The organism is Clostridium sp. ATCC BAA-442, assembly GCF_964239415.1.
Classification (GTDB): domain Bacteria; phylum Bacillota; class Clostridia; order Oscillospirales; family Oscillospiraceae; genus Flavonifractor; species Flavonifractor plautii.
Map to the genome: position 1 here is coordinate 49,831 of NZ_CAXSQB010000018.1, position 22,754 is coordinate 72,584.

The following is a 22,754-nucleotide window of genomic DNA, read 5'->3' on the forward strand; positions in this document are numbered from 1 at the left end:
CTTATCCCCGGATTGCGGTACGCAGCAGCGACAGTTCACCCGAAATAGCACTCATGACATACTGGAGCTGATAGCCATTTCGCGCCAGCTCCACCGACTGCTCCATAATATCCACCCCATTGTCGTCCATCCGGACGCTCTCCTGCGCCTCGTGAAGCTGTACCGGGGTGTCTGCAATTGCCTCACGCATGGCGGCGCCCGGCTGGGGCTTGTCCGCCGCGGCCTGGACCGCATCCCTCAGGCTCTCCTCAAATGTGACATATTGGGTCTTGTAACCGGGGGTTTCTGCGTTGGCCAGATTATTTAAAATACAGTCCTGCTTGCTCCAAAGAAATCCCATGGACCGCTGAAGCATCAGCATGGAGTTGCTGTTCAGAATATTCACAACAGCGCCTTCCTTCCCTCTTTTTTGGGTGGTTCCTATAAACAGCCGGCTTGATTCAACAACATAATGAGACATTATGTTATTAAACCAAGTCGGATATTTTGCAATTATGAAGCAGCTTTTTTAGATAATGGAGTATAGGCGAAGACTTACTCGGAGCGGCTTCTTATCATACATATAAAACAACTGCGATTTTCACAACTGTAGCCAAAAAAATAAACTTCTGTTTTTGCGAATATGGGACTTGAAGTAAATAGAAATATGGTATAAAATTAGAGTCGTATTTTAGGGTATTTTGTCGAGTGCATAACAACATAATGTCTCATTATGTTGTTCCTGATTTTGGCATGCCGCTTGATACGGAACTGTCAGGTGAAGCGATTCTAACTGTTCCCGGTGTTCCGCCCCGCTGGAGACAACGTAGATCCGGGTCGTGTTGACATTTTCATGCCCAAGGATATCCGCCAGACGCGAGATATCCTTTTCTTTTTTATAAAAAGTACGGGCAAACAGGTGTCTTAGGTTGTGCGGATATACTTTTTCCGGCCCAACCTGTGCAGATTTGCACAGCCGTTTCATGGCATTCCAAATGTTGCTGCGGTTCAGTGTCCGCCCCCCGCGGGTAACAAAAATTGGTCCATCCTGGATTCCACGCTCCCTGGCATAGTCCAGCAAATTTCGGCACAGCTCCTTTGGTATCAGTATGATACGGCTTTTCCCCTTATTGCTTGCAATTGCTCTTCCAAGACGGGCCGCTTCCACCGTGATATAGGCAAGTTCACTTACCCGAATTCCAGTCGCACAAATCGTCTGAATCGCCAGGTGGAGCCGCATATCCCCATTTCGTCGGGCTGCCTCCAGCAGGCGGAAGTATTCGGCCTGGCTCAACTCTTTTTTCTTATCGCAGAAGGTCTGCCGCTGTACCTTAAGCGGCTTGACGCAGCAGTCCCCGGCCCCTTGGAAGCGTAAAAACTGGTTCAGTGCAATCAGCATGGAATTGGTACTGCGCACAGCGTAATGCTCCGCCAGCCAGGCCTTGTATTGGATCACATCCTCCTTACAGACGGTCTGTTTTCCGTGATACGATAAAAAGCGTCGAACATCATGAGTATATTTTTGGATGGTCGCTTCTCTCTTTTCATCCAATATAAGCTGCTTTCTAAACGATTCCACTGCATTTTCCGCCAATTGATAGGTCTGATTCACTAATTTTTGCATACTGGTTTTATTCCCTCCATTTCATTTATAGTAATACCCATTTTAGTCTTTTCACATAATGAAATCCAGAAAGCTATTATTTTAGATATTTCTTACACTATTAGTCCATAAAACGCAAAAGGCCCCCCGGCCATAGTGTTTCCACTATGGCCGGGGGGCCTTTGAATTCTTTTAGAAAGTGATTGCACGCGCGAGCATAACCGCCATTTCCGCCCGTGAAATCGACTGTATGGGATTCAGTTTTTGTTCCGGCGTACCGGTGATGATACCATACTCTATCATATGGGACATGGCCTCCTGCGCATAGGGCGCCACCATTCCGCCGTCCCGGAATCCGGAGAGATAGCCGGTATTCGCTGCCCCGAGGCTCCAGCCCGTGGCCTGCATGGTGCGCTCCAGAAGCACCATGGCATCCTGCCGGGTGACAGGCTCCTGGGGATGGAAGCCCCCGTCCGGATAGCCGCTGGCGATCCCGGCGGCCCGTGCCGCCTGGATTGCCTGGGCGTAGTAGCTGCCCGGCGGAACGTCGGGGAACCCGGAGCCGCTGGCCGGGGTAAGCTGGAACGCCCGGTAGAGCATCAGCATGAAATCCCCCCGGCTCACCGCGTCGGCGGGGCGGTAGCGCTGGCCGCCGGTACCAGTGATTACGCCGGCCTCATACAGCAGGTCCACATAGGGCGCAGCCCAGGCATAGCTGCCCATATCCTGGAAGTAACGGGAGCCCGATCCCTGATTTACCTGGATGCGGATCTGCCCACGGAAGGTCTTTCCACGGCTGTCCGTGCCCTCATAGCCAATCTGGACGCTGCCTGTGAAGCCCGCTTTGGGCAGGAAAGTGAGATCTGAGAGGTTCGGACTGCCGTCCGGGGTGTACTGGGTACCGGTGCGCACTTCGGTCCCCTTTTCGCTGATATCCCGGTAGTTGTAGTACAGCCGCCCCGCGCTCCCGGAGGGCAGGGAGGTAAAGCGCACCTCCCGCAGCTCGCCCTCTCCGCGTGCGGCGCAGGCGGTACGAAAGTCCTGGCTACGGAAGGGCAGCGCCGTCCCCAGGGTGGTATATACAATTTCGCTGGCGCCGGCCGGTTCTTCCACTGTAATCTCGATGGTGCCCTCAAAGCGCTCCCCCTTTGTGTTCCATCCGGTAAAGCCGATTTTCACCGTACCATAAAAATTTTCGTCCGGAACGAAGGAGACCCGGTCCAAATAGGCGCTGCTGGAGCGGTAGTAATTCCGGCTGGCGGACACTTTGCTGGCGTATTTCCCGTCATCATAGTCGTAGTAGAGAGTGCCCTCGCCGGAGTCCGGCAGTTGGAACCGCACATAGTTCAGGTGCTCTCCGGTCAGCAGCTCCGACAAATCGTCAAAGTCCCCGTCCGCGAATGCGGCAGGCTTTCCATGTTTAGTCTGATAGCGTATCGTTGTGTCGCCGCTGTCCACGCCGATGATTACCGTTCCATAGAATTTCTCTCCCGCGGAGCTCCAGCCGGTAAACGGGATGTCTACGGTGCCGGAGAAGTCCTTCTTGGGGACAAATGTAATCCGGTCCACATAGGGGCTGCTGGAACGGTAGTAGTTCCGGCTTTCGGATACCTTGCTGTCGTAGCTGCCGTTTCTGTAATTGTAATACAGCGTCCCCTCCGAAGCGTCCGGGAGTTCAAAGCGCACATAGTTCAGCGTAGTGCCGGTCAGCTCCCGGCACAGGGTATTGAAATCGCCGTCATCAAAGGTGATCCGTCCGTTCCGGTAGGTGGAGTAGCGCACATCGCCGTCACCCGTGCGCCCCACCTCCACCGCCACTGTGCCGGAAAAGCGGTTGCCCTTGGTGTCCCAGCCGGTAAACGGGATATGAACCGTGCCGGAATAATCCTTCCCCGCTACAAATGTAACTCGCCGGAGATAGGGGGAGGAGGAACGGTAGTAGCTGCGTCCCTCCGTCACCTGGCTGTCATAGCTGCCATTGCTGGAGTAGTCGTAGTAAAGCGCCCCTTTGGAGGAATCCGGCCGCTCAAACTGCACGTAATCCAGGGGGTAGCCCGTCACAGCCTTGGACAGGTCGTTAAAATCGTCGTCATCAAAGGTCACCTTGCCGCCCTGGGCAATGGTGTAGGTGAGATCCCCGGTGTTCTGAGCCTGAGAGACGCGGATGGTAATGCGTCCGCGGAAGGAGCTTCCGTTGCTGTCATAGCCGGTATAGGGGATCACCACCTCTCCCCGGTAGCCTGCGGCAGCCACAAAGGTGATGTCGGACAGGTTGGGGCTTCCGCTGCGCTTATACTGCTTGGAGGTGTCCACCTTGCTGCCGTAATTCTGCTCGGAGATATAGTTGTAATAGAGTGTCCCCCGGCCGCTGTCCGGCTGGGAAAAGATGACATAGCTCAATTCCCGGCCCGTGTGGCTGCGGCAAATCCGGTTAAAGTCATCCGCGTTCAGTGAGAGGGGCTGCTGTCCGGCCACGGAGTAGGAGACATCCTCCTGCTCCTCCACCGTGACCTCAATCGTCCCCTGGAAAAAGGAGCTCCCGCTGGCATAGCCGGTATAGTGGATGACGGCGGTTCCGCTGAAATCCGGCTTCGGCACAAAATACAGCTCCGAGAGGGACATCTGCCCCAGAGACGGATCGGCATAATATTGTTCCCCGGTGCCCACGCCCTTTCCGGTATCTCCCTCAGATTTGTACTGGTAGTAGAGCGTACCCTGCCGGGTGTCCACTGTCAGTCCGCTGATATAGCGCAGAGAGCTTCCCAACACGCTGCTGCACTGGTTTTGCAGTTTGGAGCGAAGGGAGGAGAAGGCCAGCGGCTCCCCCGCCCCCGCCGAGCCGAAAATGATATCAGCGGTGTTGCGCTTGACGGTGACGGAGCAGGCGGCCTGATAATTCCCGCTGGCATCGGAAACTGTAATCACCGCGTCGCCCTGGGCCTTGGCATAGAGGTAGCCGTCCCCGGTGACCGTGACGATTTCCGGTTTGCTGCTTGTCCACTTCAACGTCCCCAGCGAGCCATACGGATTCGCTTTCAGCGTGTGGGTGTCCCGCTCGTTCATGGTCAGAGAGGTTTCATCCAGAAGGATACCCTTTACTGTGATCTCGCAGGTGTCCGTATTGCTCTCCGAAATCGCCGTGATGACGGCCTTGCCGGGGGCCATGCCTTTGACTTCACCCGTAGCGCTGTTCACGGTGGCAACCGAGGGGCTTTCGCTTCTCCAGGTCAAAGGGGCCCCCTCCGGTGTAACCTTGGCATTGAGTTGGAGGGTCTGCCCAATATCAATCTCCGTAACGGCAGGCGGGTCAATGGATATTCCAGGAGTGACCGCCGGTTTTACCGTGATCTCACAGCTTGCATTGCCGATATCACCTGTCCCACTGTTCAGATAGGCAGTAATGGTAACCTTTTTTTCGTCGGTCGTTTCCCCTGTTTTTACGGCCATCACTTTGGTGGTCAGGGTGCCTGTTGATTCCACGCTTACCCGGCCAATGTCCCCGCTCTCCCAGCGGATCGACAGCCCCGCGCCTTTCAGTCCATCCTCATCAAGCGGGCCTGTATCCGATGTTACGATGGCCTTAAGCGGGAGGGACTCGCCCTCTACCAGGTCAATACTCGACGGCTCCACCTTTATGCTGTAGGTCGGCGCCGGATCAGCCGAAGCCACCGCCGCCGGGAGCATTGTCCCCAACAAAACACAGGAAAGGAGGAGGGAAAGCACCCTTACCCCCACCTTCTTTTTCACGGAAAATCACTCCTTTGTTCTCTGGAAAGCAGGGGACGGGCAGGGTCTGCCCGTCCCCTGCTTTCCAACATGATTCGCGGCTACGTAGTGGGAGAATCCCCCTCAATCGCACCTTGCGTAATGACAAAACGTCCGTTTGTCAGGAACTGCCCGGTGCCGCCTGCCTCTGTCACATAGGTCAGGATTGTTTTTGTCTTTGCTTCCATCCCACGTCCGTTCATGTTCATATCGCTGGCGTAACCGGTGGTAAAGAACACCAGCGTGTCTCCCTCCACGACTCCCTCATAGCTGAATGTGAATGTGCCGCTCGGGGAGGCGAGAGCCCCGCTCGCCAGTTTCAGCTTTTTCGCCGCACTCCCGCCGATGCCGAATGCCTCGTCCAGAATATAGACCGCCTTCTGGCCCTGGGTTGCATTTTCAGGCTTCTTGGTCCAGACCTCCTTGAGCGTCTGCCGGTCCTCGCTGAGCCAATACAGATTTTCACTGAACGAAAGCGTCACGGTTCCCGACCAGCCTGTACCCGTGGCGTTGGCCTTTCCACCCGTTACGGTGAGAACCGGCGGATCATTGTCCGGGATGTTGACCCCGCCGATCGCCTTAAAGCCATCCTCCGTGCCGTCCTTGTTCCGGGCAACCGCGAGACAGTAATAGAGTGTATTCATGTTCATGTACTGCTCAAACTGCTTTACCTGCGGTACATTTTTCTCCAGGCTGATCGGGCCGGACGCCACGGTAGTCATGCTGTCGCCGGATTGATTCCGCCGAATCAATTTCCCAACACGGTCGCGGAGAGATGCCTTTGCATACATATCAAAGACAGAGGGCCCTTCATTTCCGCTTCCCTGACGCACCGTTTCAATCAGCGCCTCAAGGATAGTCATATCCGGATTCAAGCCAGAGCTCTGGAACTTCTTTAAATCTTCTTGGTCCATATTGGCCTCAGTGGCAAATTTTCCTTTCAGAAAATCGGGAATCTGATTATATGCCACCAGAACATAATTCAGCTCCGAGCTCTCCGAGGTTTTAAATTGTACATCCGGGCTCTGGTTGTTCAACGTAATATAGGGCGTCCCCACATCTGTCGTGGTAAACCGGTAACACTGTACCTCAGAATAGTTCTGCGCCGTATTCTGAATGACAAAGTAAACGATATAGTCTGTCTGTGGAGACAGATCCTCCACCGAAAGCTTTACCACGCTGGACTGGCATGCAGTATTGTCATACTTGATACTGGGATTTTTACTGTAACTCTTCTCCGGATTCAAAATATCCATGACCTGCGGCTGATTGAAAGAGGGCATAGTAATTGTACTGTCGCCTTCTATAGGGAGGCTGGAATAGTGAGGCTCATCCTTATAGTTATTGCCGTCCTTGTCCGTTGTCAGGATATCCCCTTTCGGCGCCACTACATAGTAGACCGTACCCGGCCGGTTCAGCAGCAGCTCCATCTGTGCATCGGTCGCACCAGGAGTAAACTTGGGGTATCCGCTTGTAAACTCCGGGATACTCTGGTCGCTGAAGGGCACTTTCAACGTAAAGTCTTTCGGCAGCCCAATGTCTGTGAGATCGCCGTTTACCACTGTGTCCATCCAGTTTTGTTCCGTCACCGATGTCGCCATCATACGCAGATCATTGTCTTTTCCCGCCACCACGTTGACGCGGATATTGACCCGTCCGTTCCACGCCTGCTTGTCCCTCTCCCCGTTCACGCTGGTAAATTCCATGGCGTACTCGTAGGTCTGTCCTTCCTTGAGTTCGTTAAGCGGGTCAAAATCGGTCATCGTTTCGCCCACCTTCAAGAAATCCTTGGTCAGACTGACGCCCAGAAAGCCTTCAGTTGCAGAGGAAAGCGTAATTGTAACTTCGCCCTTCTTGTTCAACTGCTCCCACGGACCTCCGTCGGTGCTCCGATAGAGGTTAAAGCTCAGATTGGTATCCGTCCAAATGAGCATATCCCAATCAATGAAGTCGCCTACTTTATCTGTGGTCACAGGGTCCAGCTTCCATACCGCATTAACCGTTTTCTTATTATCGGGACCCGATCCGACCGTGATTTCAGCCTGGTTGACAGTGGAAATATTTACCTGGGCAAATACCGTTGTAAACTTGTCCAGAGTCACCTTACCCATGACATTCTTACTCTCAGAGGTATCCGCGATCTTTCCGGCCTCAATCTCAAAGTAATAAGTCGCACCGCTCTGGAGGTTGAGGGCGGCATCGGCACTTCCGCCCGAACCCGGGAACACGACCACCGTCTTGCCATCCTCCTGCTTGATCACCACATTTTCGTAATTGATCGTCCAGTTGTCCTTGTCATCCTTGTAATCCACAACCTGAGTGGCCGGGCCGTTTCCGGTGTCCTGGTAGAGCTTGATGCTGTCCCGCAGCAGCCCGGCCAGCTTTGACTTCGGCTCGGTGCCAGCCGCCACCTTCTGATAGAGCTCATACAGGTTCTGGTTCGTCCCCGCGTCCTGAATCCCCTCGCTGAACACCAGCCGGACATCGGTATTGGGCAGTGGGGTAGTGGAGTCGGTTCCGTTATACTTGGTGAACTCCTGGGTTACAGTGGGCGCATTGGGATCCAGCGTATGAATCGTAATCTTTCCCACCGTCTCCGAGTAGTTTCCCGCCTTATCCTGGGCCACATAATAGAGGTCATAAGCAGTTTCTTTCTCCAGGCCGCTGACGGTAAAGGAGACGTCCTTCCCCTCGGTCATGGTAACCTTTCCGTTCTTGAGTGCGTTCATACCGGCCGACACCTGGAGTTTGGCGTTGTCGCTGCTCAAATCCACCTTTCCGGACTGTCCGGCCAGGGGCTTGGGGTACTCCTCCCCCTCCTTCACCACCACCCAGTACAGAGTGCCCGCCTCGTTCAGGTTGGCATACAGCCCCACAGAGGTGGCATTCACCTTATTTACTGTAGGGTTGGTATTGAAGCGGGGCGGTGTACCGTCTACGGTGGTAAAGGACACCTTTTTGACGGCGGAACTCTGCCCACCGTCCACGTCGGTGAGCCACAGGTACAGGTCGTAGGACTCCAGCTCCTCCAGAGGGACGTTGTTCACGTCAAATGTATTGGAGACGTTCTTGGTCACATCGAGGGTTCCAAAGCCCAGATTGCCGCTGACGGCGTTGGCCTTAAAGTCGTTGGCCGTGGGGGCGGACGCCCCCTTGGGCAGCACCGCCCAGTACAGCCGGCAGGACTTGGTGGCCATGGTCGTCACCTGCCCGGAGGTGCTGGTGATTTTGGACATATAGGGGTAACCGGAGGCGAAATTGGGCACGGTGTTGTCCGGCGTAGTAAAGGAGATGACCTTCAGCGGGCTCCGCTCCTCCCGCGCGTCCACAAAGACGGCGGACAGGTAATAGGAGCCGTCGGAGGTCAGGCCGCTGATTTTGACGCTGCCCGGCTGGCTGGAGCCGGGCAGGCTCAGGGTGCCGCTCTTAACAATCTTGGGGCTGTAGGACGAGGGGTTGAGCAAATCGTCCACCCCCACGGAGCCGTCGGTCACCGAGGTGACCGCCCAATAGACGGTACCCTTCTTATTGGCGCTGAACCGGGCGGTGGCGCTGGTGGGCGCCAGATCCGTGACCTCCGGGTAGCCCGCCAGCAGCCTTGGGTCCGCCGAGGACTCCGCCGCCGCTTCACTGTCCATCTTCTCCCCGTCGATGGTGGCCTCCACGCCGGGCCGGATGGTGATTTGATCCGGCAACATCGTCACCGTGCTGCCCGGGGCGTTGACGGTCAGGTGGCCGATGTCCCCGTCGCCGGTCACGGAGGTGGCCACGTCCAGGTTCACGTTGTCCACCTCAGCGCCCGAGGCAATGTTCAGGGTCGAATCCGTGGCCTTTTCGTCCACGTTGATGGTATCCACATGTCCGCTGGCGACGCCAATACGGGACTTGGGCGTCAGGTTCGTGACCTCCTTGACATTGCCCGCCAGGTTGAGGGAAAGGCCGTCCTCCCCCTCCAGGGCGATCTTGCTCAGGCCGTACCCCGCGGGGGTGCGGTCGTCCAGATAGGCGTCGGTGCGCACGCTGGTATGTTCAATGACCCCGTCGCCCTCCACGCGGATGGAAATCTGCTGGTTGGGGATGTTGTCCACAATCAGCTTGGGCGCGTTCACATTGCGCAGCACAATGCTGTCGTCTCCGCCCTCGCTCACGCCGCCGCCGCTGATGACGATCTCCCCCAGCACGGTCACATTCTCCAGCGTGATCTCGCCCAGATCCACGCCGCCCGTAATGTAGAGGTTGCCGCCCACCACAGTATCCCTCAGGGTGACGCCGGAGCTCGTAATGGTCACATTGCCCCAGGTGCTCCCCAGGCTGTGGACTCCGGCTGTCTGCACCGGGGTGCCCACGGCCTTTACCACCAGGATCGCCGCCTCTCCACGGGTAATCGGGTTCTTGGGGCGGAAGCTGCCGTCCGGGTAGCCGTTCACCAGGCCGTACCGGGCTGCCGTGGCAATATAGCCCCGGCTCCACTCGCTCAGCTCCCGGCTGTCGGTAAAGCTGGTGTTCTCGCCGGTATCCGGCTGCAGCATCAGATTTCGGGTGAGGATAATGGCCGTCTCCTCCCGGGTAATGCTGCTGTCGGGGGAAAAGGTGGTCTTGGACGTGCCGGAAATATAGCCCTCCGTATAGGCGATATCCACATCCTCCGCATACCAGGCGGAATCCGGCACATCCTGGAAGGGATCGCCCCCCAGCTTCTCATAGCCCAGCGCCCGGTTGATCACCGTCACAAACTCCGCCCGCGAAATGGGGTTGTCCGGTCGGAGGTTCCCCGATATATCCCCCCGCATAAAGCCCCAATCCACCATCTGCTGCAAATAGGAGTCTGTATAGGCTGCCCCGGCCTGGCGAGGCAGCTGCGGGAGCAGCCCCAGCAGCAGGACGCATGCCAGCAGGGTGGCGCCTACACGGCGCACAGTTCCCTTCCAGAGGTTCATCATCGTTTCGCCATCCTTTCTCTTGCTCTGCTTACATTTCTGCCGTATGCCGGAACTGAAGGCTGAACACGGCCTCACAGACCATATTTTCTTCCTCACGGAGCATATCAACAAACTCCGCCGCATAGAGAGGAATCGGCTCCGGAGAGGGCCGCTCGCGTAAAATCTTTACCCTGAGTACCAGCGGCTCTGCTGTAACCGGGATTACAATCTCGGCTACCTCGTCCACCTCCAGCTTCCGGGCGCAGAAAAAGGCCGCTCCGCCGCAGCTCAGATCGTTGCTCAATACCGGCATCCGCCCGCGCCACCGGCCGCTCACCGGATAGAGGAAGCTCTCAAACCGCACCGGCATGCGCAGGTTGCGGCGCACCTCCTCCCCCAGCATGCGCACCGACTCTACCGAGACGAGATTATCCCGGCACCGGACAATCCGCCCTTCCATCGCCGGGAACTGCTCCGAGGTTCCCACCAGGCTGATGTACTCATGCCCCAGCACCCGCTTGATATCCCCGTGGGCGATCCGGAGCTGCCAAACGTTTTTTTCCGGTCCATCCTCGGAAACCCCCTGGGCCACCGGGGCTCCCCGGCTGTCCAGCAGCATGTATTTATAGCTCATCGCATGCTCACTCCTTTGCCTGCTTCGCCTCCAGCCGTTCCCGGCGCTCCCGGCGGTATTTCTCCGGGTCCGACGGGTCGAACTGCAAAAAGTAAATGTAAATGTCCACGATGGCCTGATAGAGCTCCTCCGGAATCTCCCTGCCCAGCTCCATCTGGGACAGAATGGTCGCCAGGGAATTGTCCTCATAGACGGGAACGCCGCTGTCCACCGCCACTTCTACAATCCGCTCGGCCAGGTGGCCCATGCCGGACGCCACAATCACCGGCGCACCACTGCCCGGGCCATATTGCAGGGCCACCGCGCGCCCGGAGCCGCCCTGTTTAGATTTTGACATTGATACCGCGCTCCCCTTCAAACAGTCCCGGAAATACTTCCGTCAGCGTCAGCGGACGGGTGTGCTTCTGTACCTGGACACTTCTCCCCTTCAGGCCGTGATCGGCCAGAATCTGCCCTAAATCCTCCGCAATCAGGCTGCTGTGGGCTGTCACACTGTCCGGGCCGTAGACACTCACATCCACCTGCTCCTTTCCGGCCCCCAGTGTCATCTCCAAAAAGCCCACTGAGGGGAGATCCATCTTGAACAGGAACTGGATCTTATGTCCGTCCCCGCGCCCATCCCGGGCCTCCTCCCGCTCCTCCGCGTCCGGGTCCACCCATAACTCCGAGTACATCCGCCTGCCCTCCCACTCCAGCGGGACAATGGTATGGTGCAGCGGGAGGAATACGCTCTCATTGAGCAGCATGGACCGCACGATCTCCTGAAACGCCTCCCGCAGGTCCGTGCCGTATTCTCCCTGCAGCGCCCGCTGCGCCGTCCGGGCCAGCTGCTCCGTAAATGTATCCGCCTGGGCGGCCTTGGTAAACTGGTTCTCCCGGAGCAGCTTCCACAGCGTCTGATCGTCCAACTGATTGAGACCGGCCAGGGTATCTCCATAGCCGCCCAACTGCCGGAACGCCAGCATGACCCCCTCCTCCGCGCCGTTTTCATAGCGGGCCATATGCAGCATCAGCATCCCAAGCAGCGTCCGTGCTGTTCCCATATCGTGATAACGCTTGATATAAGAACCCAGGTAGGGCAGAATCTGTCCCTGCAGCAGCTCTAAATTCTCCGCCCGCGCCCCGGCCTGAAGGCCGTTTTCCAGCTTCCCCGTCAGCTCAGCCAACTGTCCCCTCCAACTCTGGGGCAGATAGTCCGAAAGCTGCCGGAGCAGGGAGAGCATGCTGCGTCCAATGTGACCCGTGGCGGAAAAATCACTGTAGCGTTTGGCAAAGTTCAGAATTGCCCCCCGCACGGTATCGCCGGGCGTCTTTTGATAAACCTCCCTCAGCAGGGAGAAGAGGGGCCCTGCAAATCGGTTGCCCGCCTCCATCTGCGTCTGAAAAAACTGTCGGAACGCATCGGGGTCCATTTTAAGCAGTTCCAGAAATCCGGATAACTCTTCTGTCACACCTGCCGCCAAGCCGGGCGTGGTTACCAATCCCTGCATCAGTGTGACCAGCTTGGACAGTTCCGCCCCCAACTCCGGCATATCCCGCATCTGCTGCAGGAAAAACTGAAGGTTGGAATCATAGCGCAGCACACCGGAGTTCAGCGCATCATTGGCCCCCTGCTGATCGGTACGGGCGTCCGGCCGGCCCACCCGGCTGGGGTCCGGGATGTTCTGAATCCGGGTGTCACTTGGCTTTGGGGCTGCCGGCAGTGTGCGGTTGTTATTTGAGGCGTCATAATTGGGAACCGGATTGGTCACGCCCACTAAATTCGCCACGTGCAAATCACCCTTTTCTAAAATCTCATTCCTGGAGAGGGTGGCAATGCGGCCGGATTCCACTCCATGTATCTTTTTCGCGTTCTGCTCTTATTTTTTGGCCAATCCTGTCGATCGGAACATCAGAAGTTCAACGCAAAGGAAGGATGTACCGATGGGCAATGGAAACGACAGCATTTTAGAGGCATACCTTTTCGAAACCAATTCCCTGCTGGAGCAGCTTGACAGCCTTGTTTTGGCCGCCGAGGAAAAGGACAGCTTTTCCGAAGAGGATGTCAACACGATCTTCCGCATCATGCACACCATCAAGGGCTCCTCAGCCATGATGGAATACAGTTCCCTGATGACAATCGCACACCGGGCGGAGGATCTGTTTGCCATTGTCCGTGACAAATCGATGGAGATTGTCCCGGAGGCGCTGCGCCCCGCCCTGTTCGACCTGCTGTTCCAGATCATCGACTTTTTCCGCGGGGAAATTGAGCGCATTGAAAACGGACAACCTCTCACTCAGACGATCGACAGTCTTCTCCAAAAAGTTAATAGTTTTATTCAGCAAATTCAAAATGGCGCCGCCGCTGCGCCGGCCGAGGTCCCGCCGGCCGCGCCGGAGGCCCCGGCCCCGGCGGATTCCGGTCCGACAGCCGTCCCCGGCTTCCCCTATGCTCTCCAGATCTTCTTTGACGAGGGTGCCGGCATGGAGAACCTGCGGGCATTCATGCTTGTGAGCACAATCCGCGACGGCGGCTCCGAGGATAGCTTCCAATACCTTCCCGCCGATGTGGAGCACAATCCCGACACGGCGGCGCAGATCGTGGACTCCGGCTTTACGCTCTATTTCCGGGATCAGGCGCAGCGGGATGCTGCAATCCATGCAGTCACGAACGCCGGCTCTGTGCGTACCTACCAGGCCATCGATCAGGAGGCGCCCCCACCCGCCGCCCCGGAACATCAGTCCCCCCCGGCGGAAAAGCCGGCGGCCCCGGCTTCCTCCCGGGAGGCCCCCAAGGCCGAGTCTGCACCCCAGCCTCACCGCGAGAGCCTGATCAGCGTCAACCTGAGCAAGTTGGATCAGCTCTCCGCAGTGGTGGGCGAGATTGTCATCACCGAATCCATGGTCACCTCCTCCCCTGAACTGAAGGGTCTTCGCCTGGATGAGTTTACCAAATCCGCCCGTCAGCTGCGCAAGCTCACGGATGAGCTTCAGGATGTGTCCATGTCCCTGCGCATGGTTCCCGTATCCGCCACCTTCCAGAAAATGCACCGCATCGTGCGGGATATGTGCAAAAAGCTCAACAAGCAGGCCAAGCTCACACTGGTGGGCGAGGAGACGGAAATTGACAAGACCATTGTGGACAGCATCGGCGACCCCATCATGCACATTGTCCGCAACTCCATGGACCATGGTATCGAGGAGGATGTCCAGGACCGCATCCGTGCGGGCAAGGACCCCGTTGGTGAGATTACTCTCTCCGCCCGGCAGACCGGCAGCGAGGTTATCATTGAGATCAGGGATGACGGCCAGGGCATCAACGATGAGGCCGTATTGCGCAAGGCCGTCAAAAACGGGCTTGCCTCCCCCGATGTGGAGTACAGCCACCGTGAAATCCTCAACTTTCTCATGTCTCCCGGCTTCTCCACCAATACCGAGGTGACAGAGTTTTCCGGCCGGGGTGTCGGCATGGATGTCGTCAAGCAGAATGTAGAGGCGGTAGGCGGAACCGTTTCTCTCACCAGCGAGCTTGGCAAAGGCATGACCACCACGTTGAAAATCCCGCTGACCACGGCAATTATGGACGGTATGGAGGTATCTGTCGGAGGCTCGATTTTCACCATCCCGATCCACAATATCCGCCAGTCCTTCAAAATTCACTCCGATCAACTGGTACACGACGCTGCCGGCGGAGAGATCTTCAAGTGTATGGGCAGCTTTTATCCTGTGGTGCGCATGCGGGAGCTCTATCAGATCGAGGAGGGATGCACCCAGGTAGAGGACGGCATCCTGATCTGGCTGGAGGCCGGTGAACTCTCCTACTGCCTGTTTGTAGATGAGCTGCTGGGCGAACAGCAGGTCGTGGTCAAGCCCCTGCCCAGCTACCTAAACAGCTTCAACATCAAGCGCAGCGGCATCGCGGGGTGCACGATTCTGGGGGATGGCAACATCAGCATTATTCTGGATGTGGCCAATCTCTACTCTCCCTTTCGTTAAGGAGGCATTATAACCATGGATCAGGATAACCAATTCAACGCCGTACCGGAGGAGGGCGTACCTGCCCCGGCACTGGATGCCCAGACGGTGAAGTATCTGCTCTTCTGCTCGGACAACCTGCTCTTCGGCGTGTCGGCAGATTACGTGGTGGAGATTATTACCAACCACGCCATTACCAAGCTGCCCCTGGTACCAAATTACATCCGGGGAATCATCAACCTGCGGGGACAGATCATCCCGATCGTAGACATCCGCCTGCTGCTGGGACAGCCCAGTCAGAGTGACAACTGTATCATCATTCTCAACATTGAGGACACCTTGGTAGGTATTCTGGTGGACACTGTGCAGAAGATGATTGATGTGGATACAGCACTGATTCTGCCCTCTCCCTCTCAGGACACCCGGAATCTGGTTTCCGGCATGTGTTCTCTGTCCGAGGAACAGACCATGCTGGTCTTTGACTGTCCTCAAATTCTCAACCAGCCTTAGGGCAGAAAGTGCAGGCTCCTGTTTTGAATATGCTGTTTCGCGATATGTCCGTTTCAGACGCTGATTTTCAGCGCATGGTGCGCTTTATTCAGGATAACTACGGGATTGACCTGAGTAAAAAAAAGCAGTTGATTACCAGCCGTCTTTCCCATTCCCTTCGGGAGCGCGGGTATCCGGACTTCTCTGCCTTTCTGGACCACCTGCTCAAAAAGCAGGACCCCGCTGATCTGGAGCTGGTACTCAATAAGCTGACCACGAATTATACCTTTTTTATGCGGGAACCCGACCATTTTACCTTTTTCCGCGATGTGATACTGCCGGAGCTCTCCCGCCGCCATCAGAAAGACCGGGTTCTCTCCATCTGGAGCGCGGGCTGCTCCAGTGGTGAGGAGCCCTATACGCTCTCCATCTACCTGAAAGAGTTTTTTGGGCCCCAGGCATCCCAGTGGGACACCCGGATTCTGGCCACTGACATCTCTCAGCAGGCCCTGTCCAAGGCCAAGGCGGGGCAGTACAAGCTGCCCGCTGATATGCCCGGTGAATGGCTCAAGCGCTATTTTGTGAAGGATGACGCCACCTGTCTCTATACGGCGGCGCCCCAACTGAAGCAGAATGTTATTTTTCGCACGTTCAACTTGATGGACCCCATTCACTTCCGGCTGAAATTTGATGTAATTTTTTGCCGCAACGTGATGATTTATTTTGATCAGGCGACCCGGGACGCCCTGGTCCGGCGCTTTTACGATGCCCTGCATCCAACCGGATACCTGTTTATCAGTCACTCCGAATCTCTGGGGCAGACCCGGCTGTTCCGAACGGCCGCCCCGGCGGTTTATCAAAAGCTTCCACTCGGGACGCACCAGTAAATCTCGCAAAGAAAGGTTCCGGTACTTATGCAGACCACAAATCGAAAGATCCGCGTTTTGGTCGTGGACGATTCCGCTGTGGCACGCAGCGTCATCATCCAGGGGCTTTCCGCCTCACCCCGCATCGAGGTGGTGGGGTATGCAGTCAATGCCATGGATGCAAAGACAAAACTCCAGCACCTCTCCCCTGATGTAATGACGCTGGATGTGGAAATGCCCGGCATCAACGGCATTGATTTTTTAAAGCAATTTCTTCCGTCACATCCTCTCCCCGTCATCCTCGTCTCCTCCCTTAACCTGCGGGTCTTTGATGCGCTGGCCGCGGGAGCGGTGGACTTTGTGCGCAAGCCTGACGCGGTAGAGAGCCGGGAATCCTTCCTCCAGGCCCTGACCCATAAAATTATTGTGGCCTCCCATGCCAGGTTATCCCGTGCCAACCTGCCCCACCCTGCCGCCCCCGCCGCTCCGCTGCGTTTTGGCGGCGATGGGGCGCCGGAGCAGACCGTCATTGGTCTGGGCGCCTCCACAGGCGGCACAGAGGCCACGCTGAACGTGCTCAGGCGGCTCCCGGCCAACATTCCCGGCATGGTGATCGTACAGCACATGCCGGTCGGGTTCACCAAGATGTATGCCGAGCGCCTCAACCGTCTATGCCAAATGGAAGTGCGTGAGGCTGTCAACGGCGATGAAATCCGCCCTGGCCTGGCACTTGTGGCGCCTGCGGATTATCAGGCCAAGGTTGTGCGCATGGGCCCGCGCTACACACTCTCCTGTATTCCGGGCGAAAAGGTGAGCGGGCACCGGCCCTCGGTGGATGTCCTCTTTTCCTCAATGGCCGCCTCGGTCCGCTGCCGCATGGTTGGTATCATCATGACGGGGATGGGCCGGGATGGGGCCAGCGGCCTGCTGGAGATGCGGAAGGCCGGGGCGTACACGATCGGCCAGGATAAGGACTCCTGCGTAGTCTACGGCATGCCAATGGTGGCCCATGATATTGGAGCAGTCACGGTTCAGGCCTCCTGCGACAACATCGCCAGTGTTCTGATGAACCACCTCAATAACCGCTGATGATTTCAGTAAAAGGACCGCTTCCTGTACTGGCTGTGCAAAGGCAGGCGCAGGAAGAGAAGGGATAAGTGCCAAACGAGTTTCGTGGGCCCAATCAATTGGCCAGCAGTCTGTGTTTGGCGCCTATCCTTTTTCTTTTGGATTGGTGAAATAGGTTCTTATATTTAGGGGGGTAATCTATCATGAGGAGCATCAAACAAAAGCTCTTGGTCCGCATTTTGGCAATGACCGCAGCAGCGGCCCTGATTTGCGGCGGCGTAGGAATTGCAGCCAACTACATCAGCTCCCATTCGATGCTGGAGCAAAGCCTGGAGTCCACCGCATCCCTCGCCGCCACCCGTGTTTCCTACGAGCTGTTGTCCTATCAAAACGCGGTTCGCGGCCTGGGTATGGTTCCAGAGCTCAGCGACGGCGCCGTTCCCGTCACTGAAAAGGAGCGGATTGTAGACCACTGGGCTCAGTCTTATGGTATGGAGCGCGGCAATTTGCTGGATTTGTCGGGCAGGAGCCTGTTTGACGGAAACAGCTACTCCGACCGCGCGTATTTCCAGCAGGCGGCTCAGGGGGAGGTCTGTATCTCCGTGCCAACCCTGAGCAAAGTTACAGGGGAATTGTCCATCATGGTGGCCGCGCCTGTCTGGTTGAACGGCATAGAGGGCGGCACTGTCGCCGGTGTAGTCTACTTTGTGCCCCATGAAACCTTCCTCAATGACATCATGGAGTCCATTCATATCAGCGAAAACAGCGGCGCGTACATGATTGACTCCACTGGTACGACGATTGCGGACACCACGCTGGACACAGTATCGGTTCAGAACATTGAGCAGGAGGCCCAACAGGATTCCTCCCTCTCCGCCCTGGCGGCGCTGCACGCGGACATGCGGGCGGGGAACAGCGGCTATGGCAGCTATGAGATAAGCGGCGCCCAGAAATATCTGGCCTACGCCCCGGTTCCCCAGACCGACGGCTGGACCGTCGCTGTCACCGCGCCCGTTAAGGATTTTCTGGGCGCCACCTATACAAGCACACTTCTGACCGCCATTCTTTTAATTGTCATCCTGGTCATTGCCATCCTCCTGGCGGTTCGAATGGCGGGCGAGATCGGCAATCCGATCCGGGCCTGCGCCGAGCGCCTTCAGCTTCTGGAGCAGGGAGACCTGTCCTCCCCTGTCCCCACTTACGAGCGCAGAGATGAGATCGGTGTCCTTTCGCTCACTACCCGGCAGATCACCACGCGGCTTCAGGAACTGATCGGTGATATTGGCTACCTGTTGGGGGAGATGGCCGACGGGAACTTTGATGTCCGTTCGAGGGATTATGACCTCTACCAGGGCGACTATACGAATATCCTGGCCTCCGTGCGCAACATCAACCGCAACCTCAGTCACACGCTTCAGCAAATCAATCTGGCCGCGGACCAGGTTTCCGCCGGCGCCGAGCAGGTATCCTCCGGCGCGCAGGCGCTCGCACAGGGCGCCACGGAGCAGGCCAGCGCGGTGGAGGAGCTCTCCGCTACCATATCCGAGATCGACAGCACAGCCCGGGAAAATGCCGAGGCCTCCACCCAGGTCAAGGAAAAGTCCGGCCTGGCTGGCGAAAAGGTGACTGTGAGCCATGAAAAGATGTCTGCGCTGACGGATGCCATGTCCGATATTCTGAAGGGGCACCAGGAGATCAGCCAAATCATTGAAACAATTGAAAACATTGCGTTTCAGACGAATATCCTGGCTCTGAATGCCGCGGTGGAGGCCGCCCGGGCCGGCTCCAGCGGAAAGGGCTTCGCAGTCGTGGCCGACGAAGTGCGCAATCTGGCCGCCAAATCGGACCACGCCGCCAAGCAGACCAAGGAGATGATCGAGCGCTCCACCAAAAATGTGGAGCGGGGCGGCCAGTTGACTGGGGAGGTCAGCGCGGTTCTGGAAGAGACCACCCGTCTGGTTCAGGATACCGTCGCTTTCATTGACCGGGTGGCCGGCAACATTGTCTCGGAGGCCCACTCCATTGACCAGGTATCCGAGGGCGTTGACCAGATCTCCAGTGTGGTACAGACGAATTCCGCCACAGCAGAGGAGAGCGCTGCGGCCAGCGAGGAGCTCTCGGGGCAGGCTCAGCTGCTAAAGGAGCTGACCGGGGGATTCACCTTCCGCAAGGACGATACCGGTACTGCTCAGCCTCCGCAGTAACCATATGGGACCTTCCGCCGTAAAGCAGACTTCCCAAAGCCCAGGCGTCCCCGCAACAAAAAAGCTGCATGGAATTGAATTCCATGCAGCTTTTTTGTTGCCTATTTTCTTATCCGTGCAGTGAACAGCCGTTCAGCGCTCCGTTTTCCCTTGCTGTTCCCCCACCATGTGCCGGTATGCCTTCATCCGCGCTTCGCTGATCCGTCCGGCACAGACCGGACAGCCGCACTTTCGTTTTCCAGCCCTGGAGTAGACGACCGCCTTCCACACATGTCCCTCCGGGCACTGCCACCAGACCTTTCTCCGGCTCCCAGCCGTCACCATTCTGGGCGTCAACTGGCCGTTCAGCGTCGGGTGCCACTGGGCGGCGACCTTCGGCTCCACAGTCTCCAGGTCGTTAAAGCCGGGCCAGACCTTCCGCCCGGCGCAGAAGGGACACCCCGCCCCCTCCCTGCTCCTGGAGGTCACCGTGGCCTTCCACGCGTGGCCCAGGGGACAGAGCCACCAGACCTTTCGATTGCTGTTGGGTGAGACATTCTCCGGCCTCAGGGCGCCGTTTTTGTCCGGATGCCATTGAGCGGCCAGTTGGGGAAACTGGCTGGCCAAATCGTTTTCTCCCGGAATGATCTGCTTGCCGGCACAGACCGGGCAGCCGTTTCCCAGACTGGTTCGTGACAGCACACTGGCCTGCCATTCATGGCCTTTGTCGCAGCGCCACCATACCTTGCGTCTGGTACCAGCCGTAAGGTCTTCGGGGGTCAGGCTTCCGTTCCGGGTTGGATGCCACTGGGCGGCCAGCTCAGGGCGCAGGGTTGCCAGGTCGTTTTCCCCTTCCGCCAGCTTACGGTTGGCGCAGACCGGACAGCCGCAGCCGTTTACCCTTGTCTTTACCTCCGCCTGCCACTCATGGCCCTTCTCGCAGCGCCACCACACCTTCCGGTGGCTGCCGGGGAGCACCTCGCTCGGGGTGAGCGCTCCGTTTCTGGTCGGGTGCCACTGGGCGGCCAGCTCCGGCCATAGCGTGGCAAAATCCGTCTCTCCCGGCCACGCCATGACGCCCCTGCAAAAGGGGCAGCCTGTGTGGTTGCTGGTCCTGCTCGTCACTTCTGCCTGCCACTCATGGCCTTTCCCACAGCGCCACCACACCTTCTTTTTACTTCCATAGCTCACCGTCTCAGGGGTAAGCGCTCCGTTTCGCTCAGAATTCCACTGCCGGAGCAGCTCCAGCTCCCCGGTTCGTTTACAGTAGTCGAACAGTGTTTCGCGCATGGTGTACTCCTCCGTTAGCGCGGCAGCGGGCAAAGGGAGTGAAAACGGTTTCCGCAGAAGCCGCCCCGCCGCCGCGGGCGTCCCCGGCCGTTGCCCAGGCGCCCACCGCCTCAGCCGCCCTTAACGTGGCGGGCAACCCGCTTGTCCTCGGTGCGGATATGTGTAATCAGTGTGCCCACCAGAGTGTTGAGGGTATGCAGGGATTTCACACTGGGCCCCTCCGCGCCGATCTGGTTGGCCGCCGCAGCCAATTCGCGCTTATACCCCTCGTGGAAGGTGTGGTGGGCGTTGTAGCCGGGGTATTTGCTTTGAAGCTGGAGCTGCTCCTCATCGCGGAAATGCTTGCTGACATAGCTGTTCAGAAACTGCACGGTTTCATTGATCTTGGTGCGTCCGGCCCCCTGGGCACAGGCGTCCATTAGGGCGTTGATGGCGTCAAAGAGCTGTCTGTGCTCACTGTCAATCAACTGGTTGCCGGTCAGCAGGTCCTGAGTCAATTCATAACGCATAGGTACAATCTTCCTTTCCAGTAAATCAAATCCATATAGGACTAGAGGATATTCTCTATACTTTTAAATCGTCCATCCGTTTCAAAAATTAACCCCTTCCAGGCAAATTCCGCAGTTCCAAAAATTTTTTCAAAAAGGACTTAATAATTCCAGCTTTGCACCGATCAAACAGATAGTGCAACGCACTGGAGGGCGGCGTCCTCAGTCCAAACCGCCGCCCTCCCTCCTCCAAATTTCAAACAGGCTGTCCCGGGCGGGGCTGCCCTGTCTGAAATAGATTCCGGGTCTGCGCGGCCTGCCCGGCCGGCTACGGGCTGCACTACCCACCACCCCTGCGGCCCGGGAGGAAGGAACCTCCCGGAGAACAATGTTAAGGAGAGTAAGACATCATGCGTATTCAGCACAATATCATGGCGATGAACGCCTACCGCAACTACGCCAACAACACCTCCGCCCTGTCCAAGAACCTGGAGAAGCTGTCCTCCGGCTACAAGATCAACCGCGCCGGTGACGACGCCGCCGGTCTGGCCATCTCCGAGAAGATGCGCGCCCAGATCACCGGCCTGGACAAGGCCCAGGACAACGCCAAGGACGGCATCTCCCTGGTGCAGACCGCCGAGGGCGCCCTGACCGAGGTCCACGACATGCTCAACCGCATGTATGAGCTGGCCGAGCAGTCCGCCAACGGCACCTTTGAGGACGGCACCGACCGCAAGCAGCTCCAGAAGGAGGTCAACCAGCTCAAGAGCGAGATCAACCGCATCGCCGACTCCGCCAACTTCAACGGCATCAAGCTGCTGGACGGCTCCATGTCCGCCAACGCCACTACCAAACTTACCAGTGCCGCTACTAACAGCAAGGCCGGCGTAGATCTGAACATTGTGGCCGACTCTGTGTATGATGCCACCGGAAAGCGGACTGAACTCGATTTTGGACTCTCTGTTACAACTAAAGCTAGTTCCGTCGGTGTCAGTGTTTCTGAAGATGGCACTGTCTTGATTACCGTGCAGGGTAAGGATAAGGACGGAATTACTGCCGAAGAGATCCAGGCCATGCTGGCAGATGCCAAGGCTACTAGCACCAGCGTTAGCGAGGATATGATGGATGCGGTGCGGAATGCTACGATTACCGGTACGGGCATCTCCGCTCCTACGAGTGCAGCCCAGGGTAATCAGTGGACTGATGTGAATACTATGAATAGTACTGTAACCGCTAACAAGGGCGAGTCTCTGGTTCTGCAGATCGGCGATACCTCCGACAGCTTCAACCAACTGCGGGTAGGCATCAAGGACTGCCACGTGGACGCTCTGGGCCTCACCGATATGAAGATCGGCGATCAGGACAGCGCTGCCAAGGCCCTGGACATGATCAAGAGCGCCATCAACTACGTCTCCGACGTCCGCGGCACCCTGGGCGCTACCCAGAACCGCCTGGACCACACCATCAACAACCTGTCCGTCATGCAGGAGAACATCCAGGATGCCGAGTCCACCAT

15 protein-coding genes are annotated in these 22,754 nt (G+C 57.3%); 6 read left to right on the forward strand and 9 right to left on the reverse strand.

Annotation, left to right across the window (positions count from 1 at the left end):
• Window position 1 precedes the first annotated feature (1 nt).
• The 7 genes from flgB to ACESY8_RS09690 all read right to left on the reverse strand — a co-directional run bounded on the left by flgB (window position 2) and on the right by ACESY8_RS09690 (window position 12,669).
• Window positions 2-385, reverse strand: coding sequence for a flagellar basal body rod protein FlgB (gene flgB / locus ACESY8_RS09660; protein WP_050001717.1), 384 nt, complete (start codon window positions 383-385; stop codon window positions 2-4).
• Between the two features lie 285 nt (window positions 386-670).
• Complete coding sequence (locus ACESY8_RS09665) at window positions 671-1,603, reverse strand: tyrosine-type recombinase/integrase (protein WP_195447735.1); 933 nt, start codon at window positions 1,601-1,603, stop codon at window positions 671-673.
• A gap of 171 nt (window positions 1,604-1,774) precedes the next feature.
• Complete coding sequence (locus ACESY8_RS09670; RefSeq protein WP_434307781.1) at window positions 1,775-5,329, reverse strand: S-layer homology domain-containing protein; 3,555 nt, start codon at window positions 5,327-5,329, stop codon at window positions 1,775-1,777.
• Between the two features lie 80 nt (window positions 5,330-5,409).
• Window positions 5,410-10,287 carry an S-layer homology domain-containing protein gene (locus ACESY8_RS09675; RefSeq protein WP_054339534.1) on the reverse strand — a complete coding sequence of 1,626 codons (4,878 nt, stop codon included), beginning with the start codon at window positions 10,285-10,287 and terminating at the stop codon, window positions 5,410-5,412.
• A 28-nt stretch (window positions 10,288-10,315) separates the two neighbouring features.
• Entirely contained in the window at window positions 10,316-10,900 is a 585-nt protein-coding gene (locus tag ACESY8_RS09680) for a PilZ domain-containing protein (RefSeq protein ID WP_009260618.1), read from the reverse strand.
• Window positions 10,901-10,907: 7 nt separating this feature from the next.
• Window positions 10,908-11,237: an EscU/YscU/HrcU family type III secretion system export apparatus switch protein gene (locus ACESY8_RS09685; RefSeq protein ID WP_024724904.1), complete on the reverse strand. Its 330-nt coding sequence runs from the start codon at window positions 11,235-11,237 to the stop codon at window positions 10,908-10,910.
• On the reverse strand, window positions 11,224-12,669 hold the full coding sequence (locus ACESY8_RS09690) for a hypothetical protein (protein WP_226927850.1): 1,446 nt from the start codon (window positions 12,667-12,669) through the stop codon (window positions 11,224-11,226). The genes ACESY8_RS09685 and ACESY8_RS09690 overlap by 14 nt, the downstream gene beginning before the upstream one ends.
• A gap of 154 nt (window positions 12,670-12,823) precedes the next feature.
• On the opposite strand from ACESY8_RS09690, the gene ACESY8_RS09695 reads away from it, so the two are divergent.
• The 5 genes from ACESY8_RS09695 to ACESY8_RS09715 all read left to right on the forward strand — a co-directional run bounded on the left by ACESY8_RS09695 (window position 12,824) and on the right by ACESY8_RS09715 (window position 19,481).
• On the forward strand, window positions 12,824-14,875 hold the full coding sequence (locus tag ACESY8_RS09695; RefSeq protein ID WP_054339533.1) for a chemotaxis protein CheA: 2,052 nt from the start codon (window positions 12,824-12,826) through the stop codon (window positions 14,873-14,875).
• Between the two features lie 15 nt (window positions 14,876-14,890).
• Entirely contained in the window at window positions 14,891-15,364 is a 474-nt protein-coding gene (locus ACESY8_RS09700; protein WP_007495390.1) for a chemotaxis protein CheW, read from the forward strand.
• A gap of 44 nt (window positions 15,365-15,408) precedes the next feature.
• Window positions 15,409-16,230, forward strand: coding sequence for a CheR family methyltransferase (locus tag ACESY8_RS09705; RefSeq protein ID WP_024724906.1), 822 nt, complete (start codon window positions 15,409-15,411; stop codon window positions 16,228-16,230).
• Between the two features lie 27 nt (window positions 16,231-16,257).
• Window positions 16,258-17,298 (forward strand): protein-glutamate methylesterase/protein-glutamine glutaminase, encoded by a 1,041-nt coding sequence (locus tag ACESY8_RS09710; RefSeq protein ID WP_007495388.1) that lies wholly within the window; start codon window positions 16,258-16,260, stop codon window positions 17,296-17,298.
• A gap of 182 nt (window positions 17,299-17,480) precedes the next feature.
• Window positions 17,481-19,481 (forward strand): methyl-accepting chemotaxis protein, encoded by a 2,001-nt coding sequence (locus ACESY8_RS09715; protein WP_054339532.1) that lies wholly within the window; start codon window positions 17,481-17,483, stop codon window positions 19,479-19,481.
• 132 nt (window positions 19,482-19,613) lie between these two features.
• On the opposite strand, the gene ACESY8_RS09720 is transcribed toward ACESY8_RS09715, so the two are convergent.
• Window positions 19,614-20,750 (reverse strand): zinc-ribbon domain-containing protein, encoded by a 1,137-nt coding sequence (locus ACESY8_RS09720; RefSeq protein WP_054339531.1) that lies wholly within the window; start codon window positions 20,748-20,750, stop codon window positions 19,614-19,616.
• A gap of 110 nt (window positions 20,751-20,860) precedes the next feature.
• Window positions 20,861-21,259, reverse strand: a complete 399-nt coding sequence (locus ACESY8_RS09725; RefSeq protein WP_044941276.1) for a bacteriohemerythrin — start codon at window positions 21,257-21,259, stop codon at window positions 20,861-20,863.
• A 389-nt stretch (window positions 21,260-21,648) separates the two neighbouring features.
• Here ACESY8_RS09725 and ACESY8_RS09730 point away from each other — a divergent pair.
• Window positions 21,649-22,754 (forward strand): flagellin N-terminal helical domain-containing protein (locus ACESY8_RS09730; protein WP_498794721.1); only part of this gene is annotated, 1,106 nt, incomplete at its 3' end.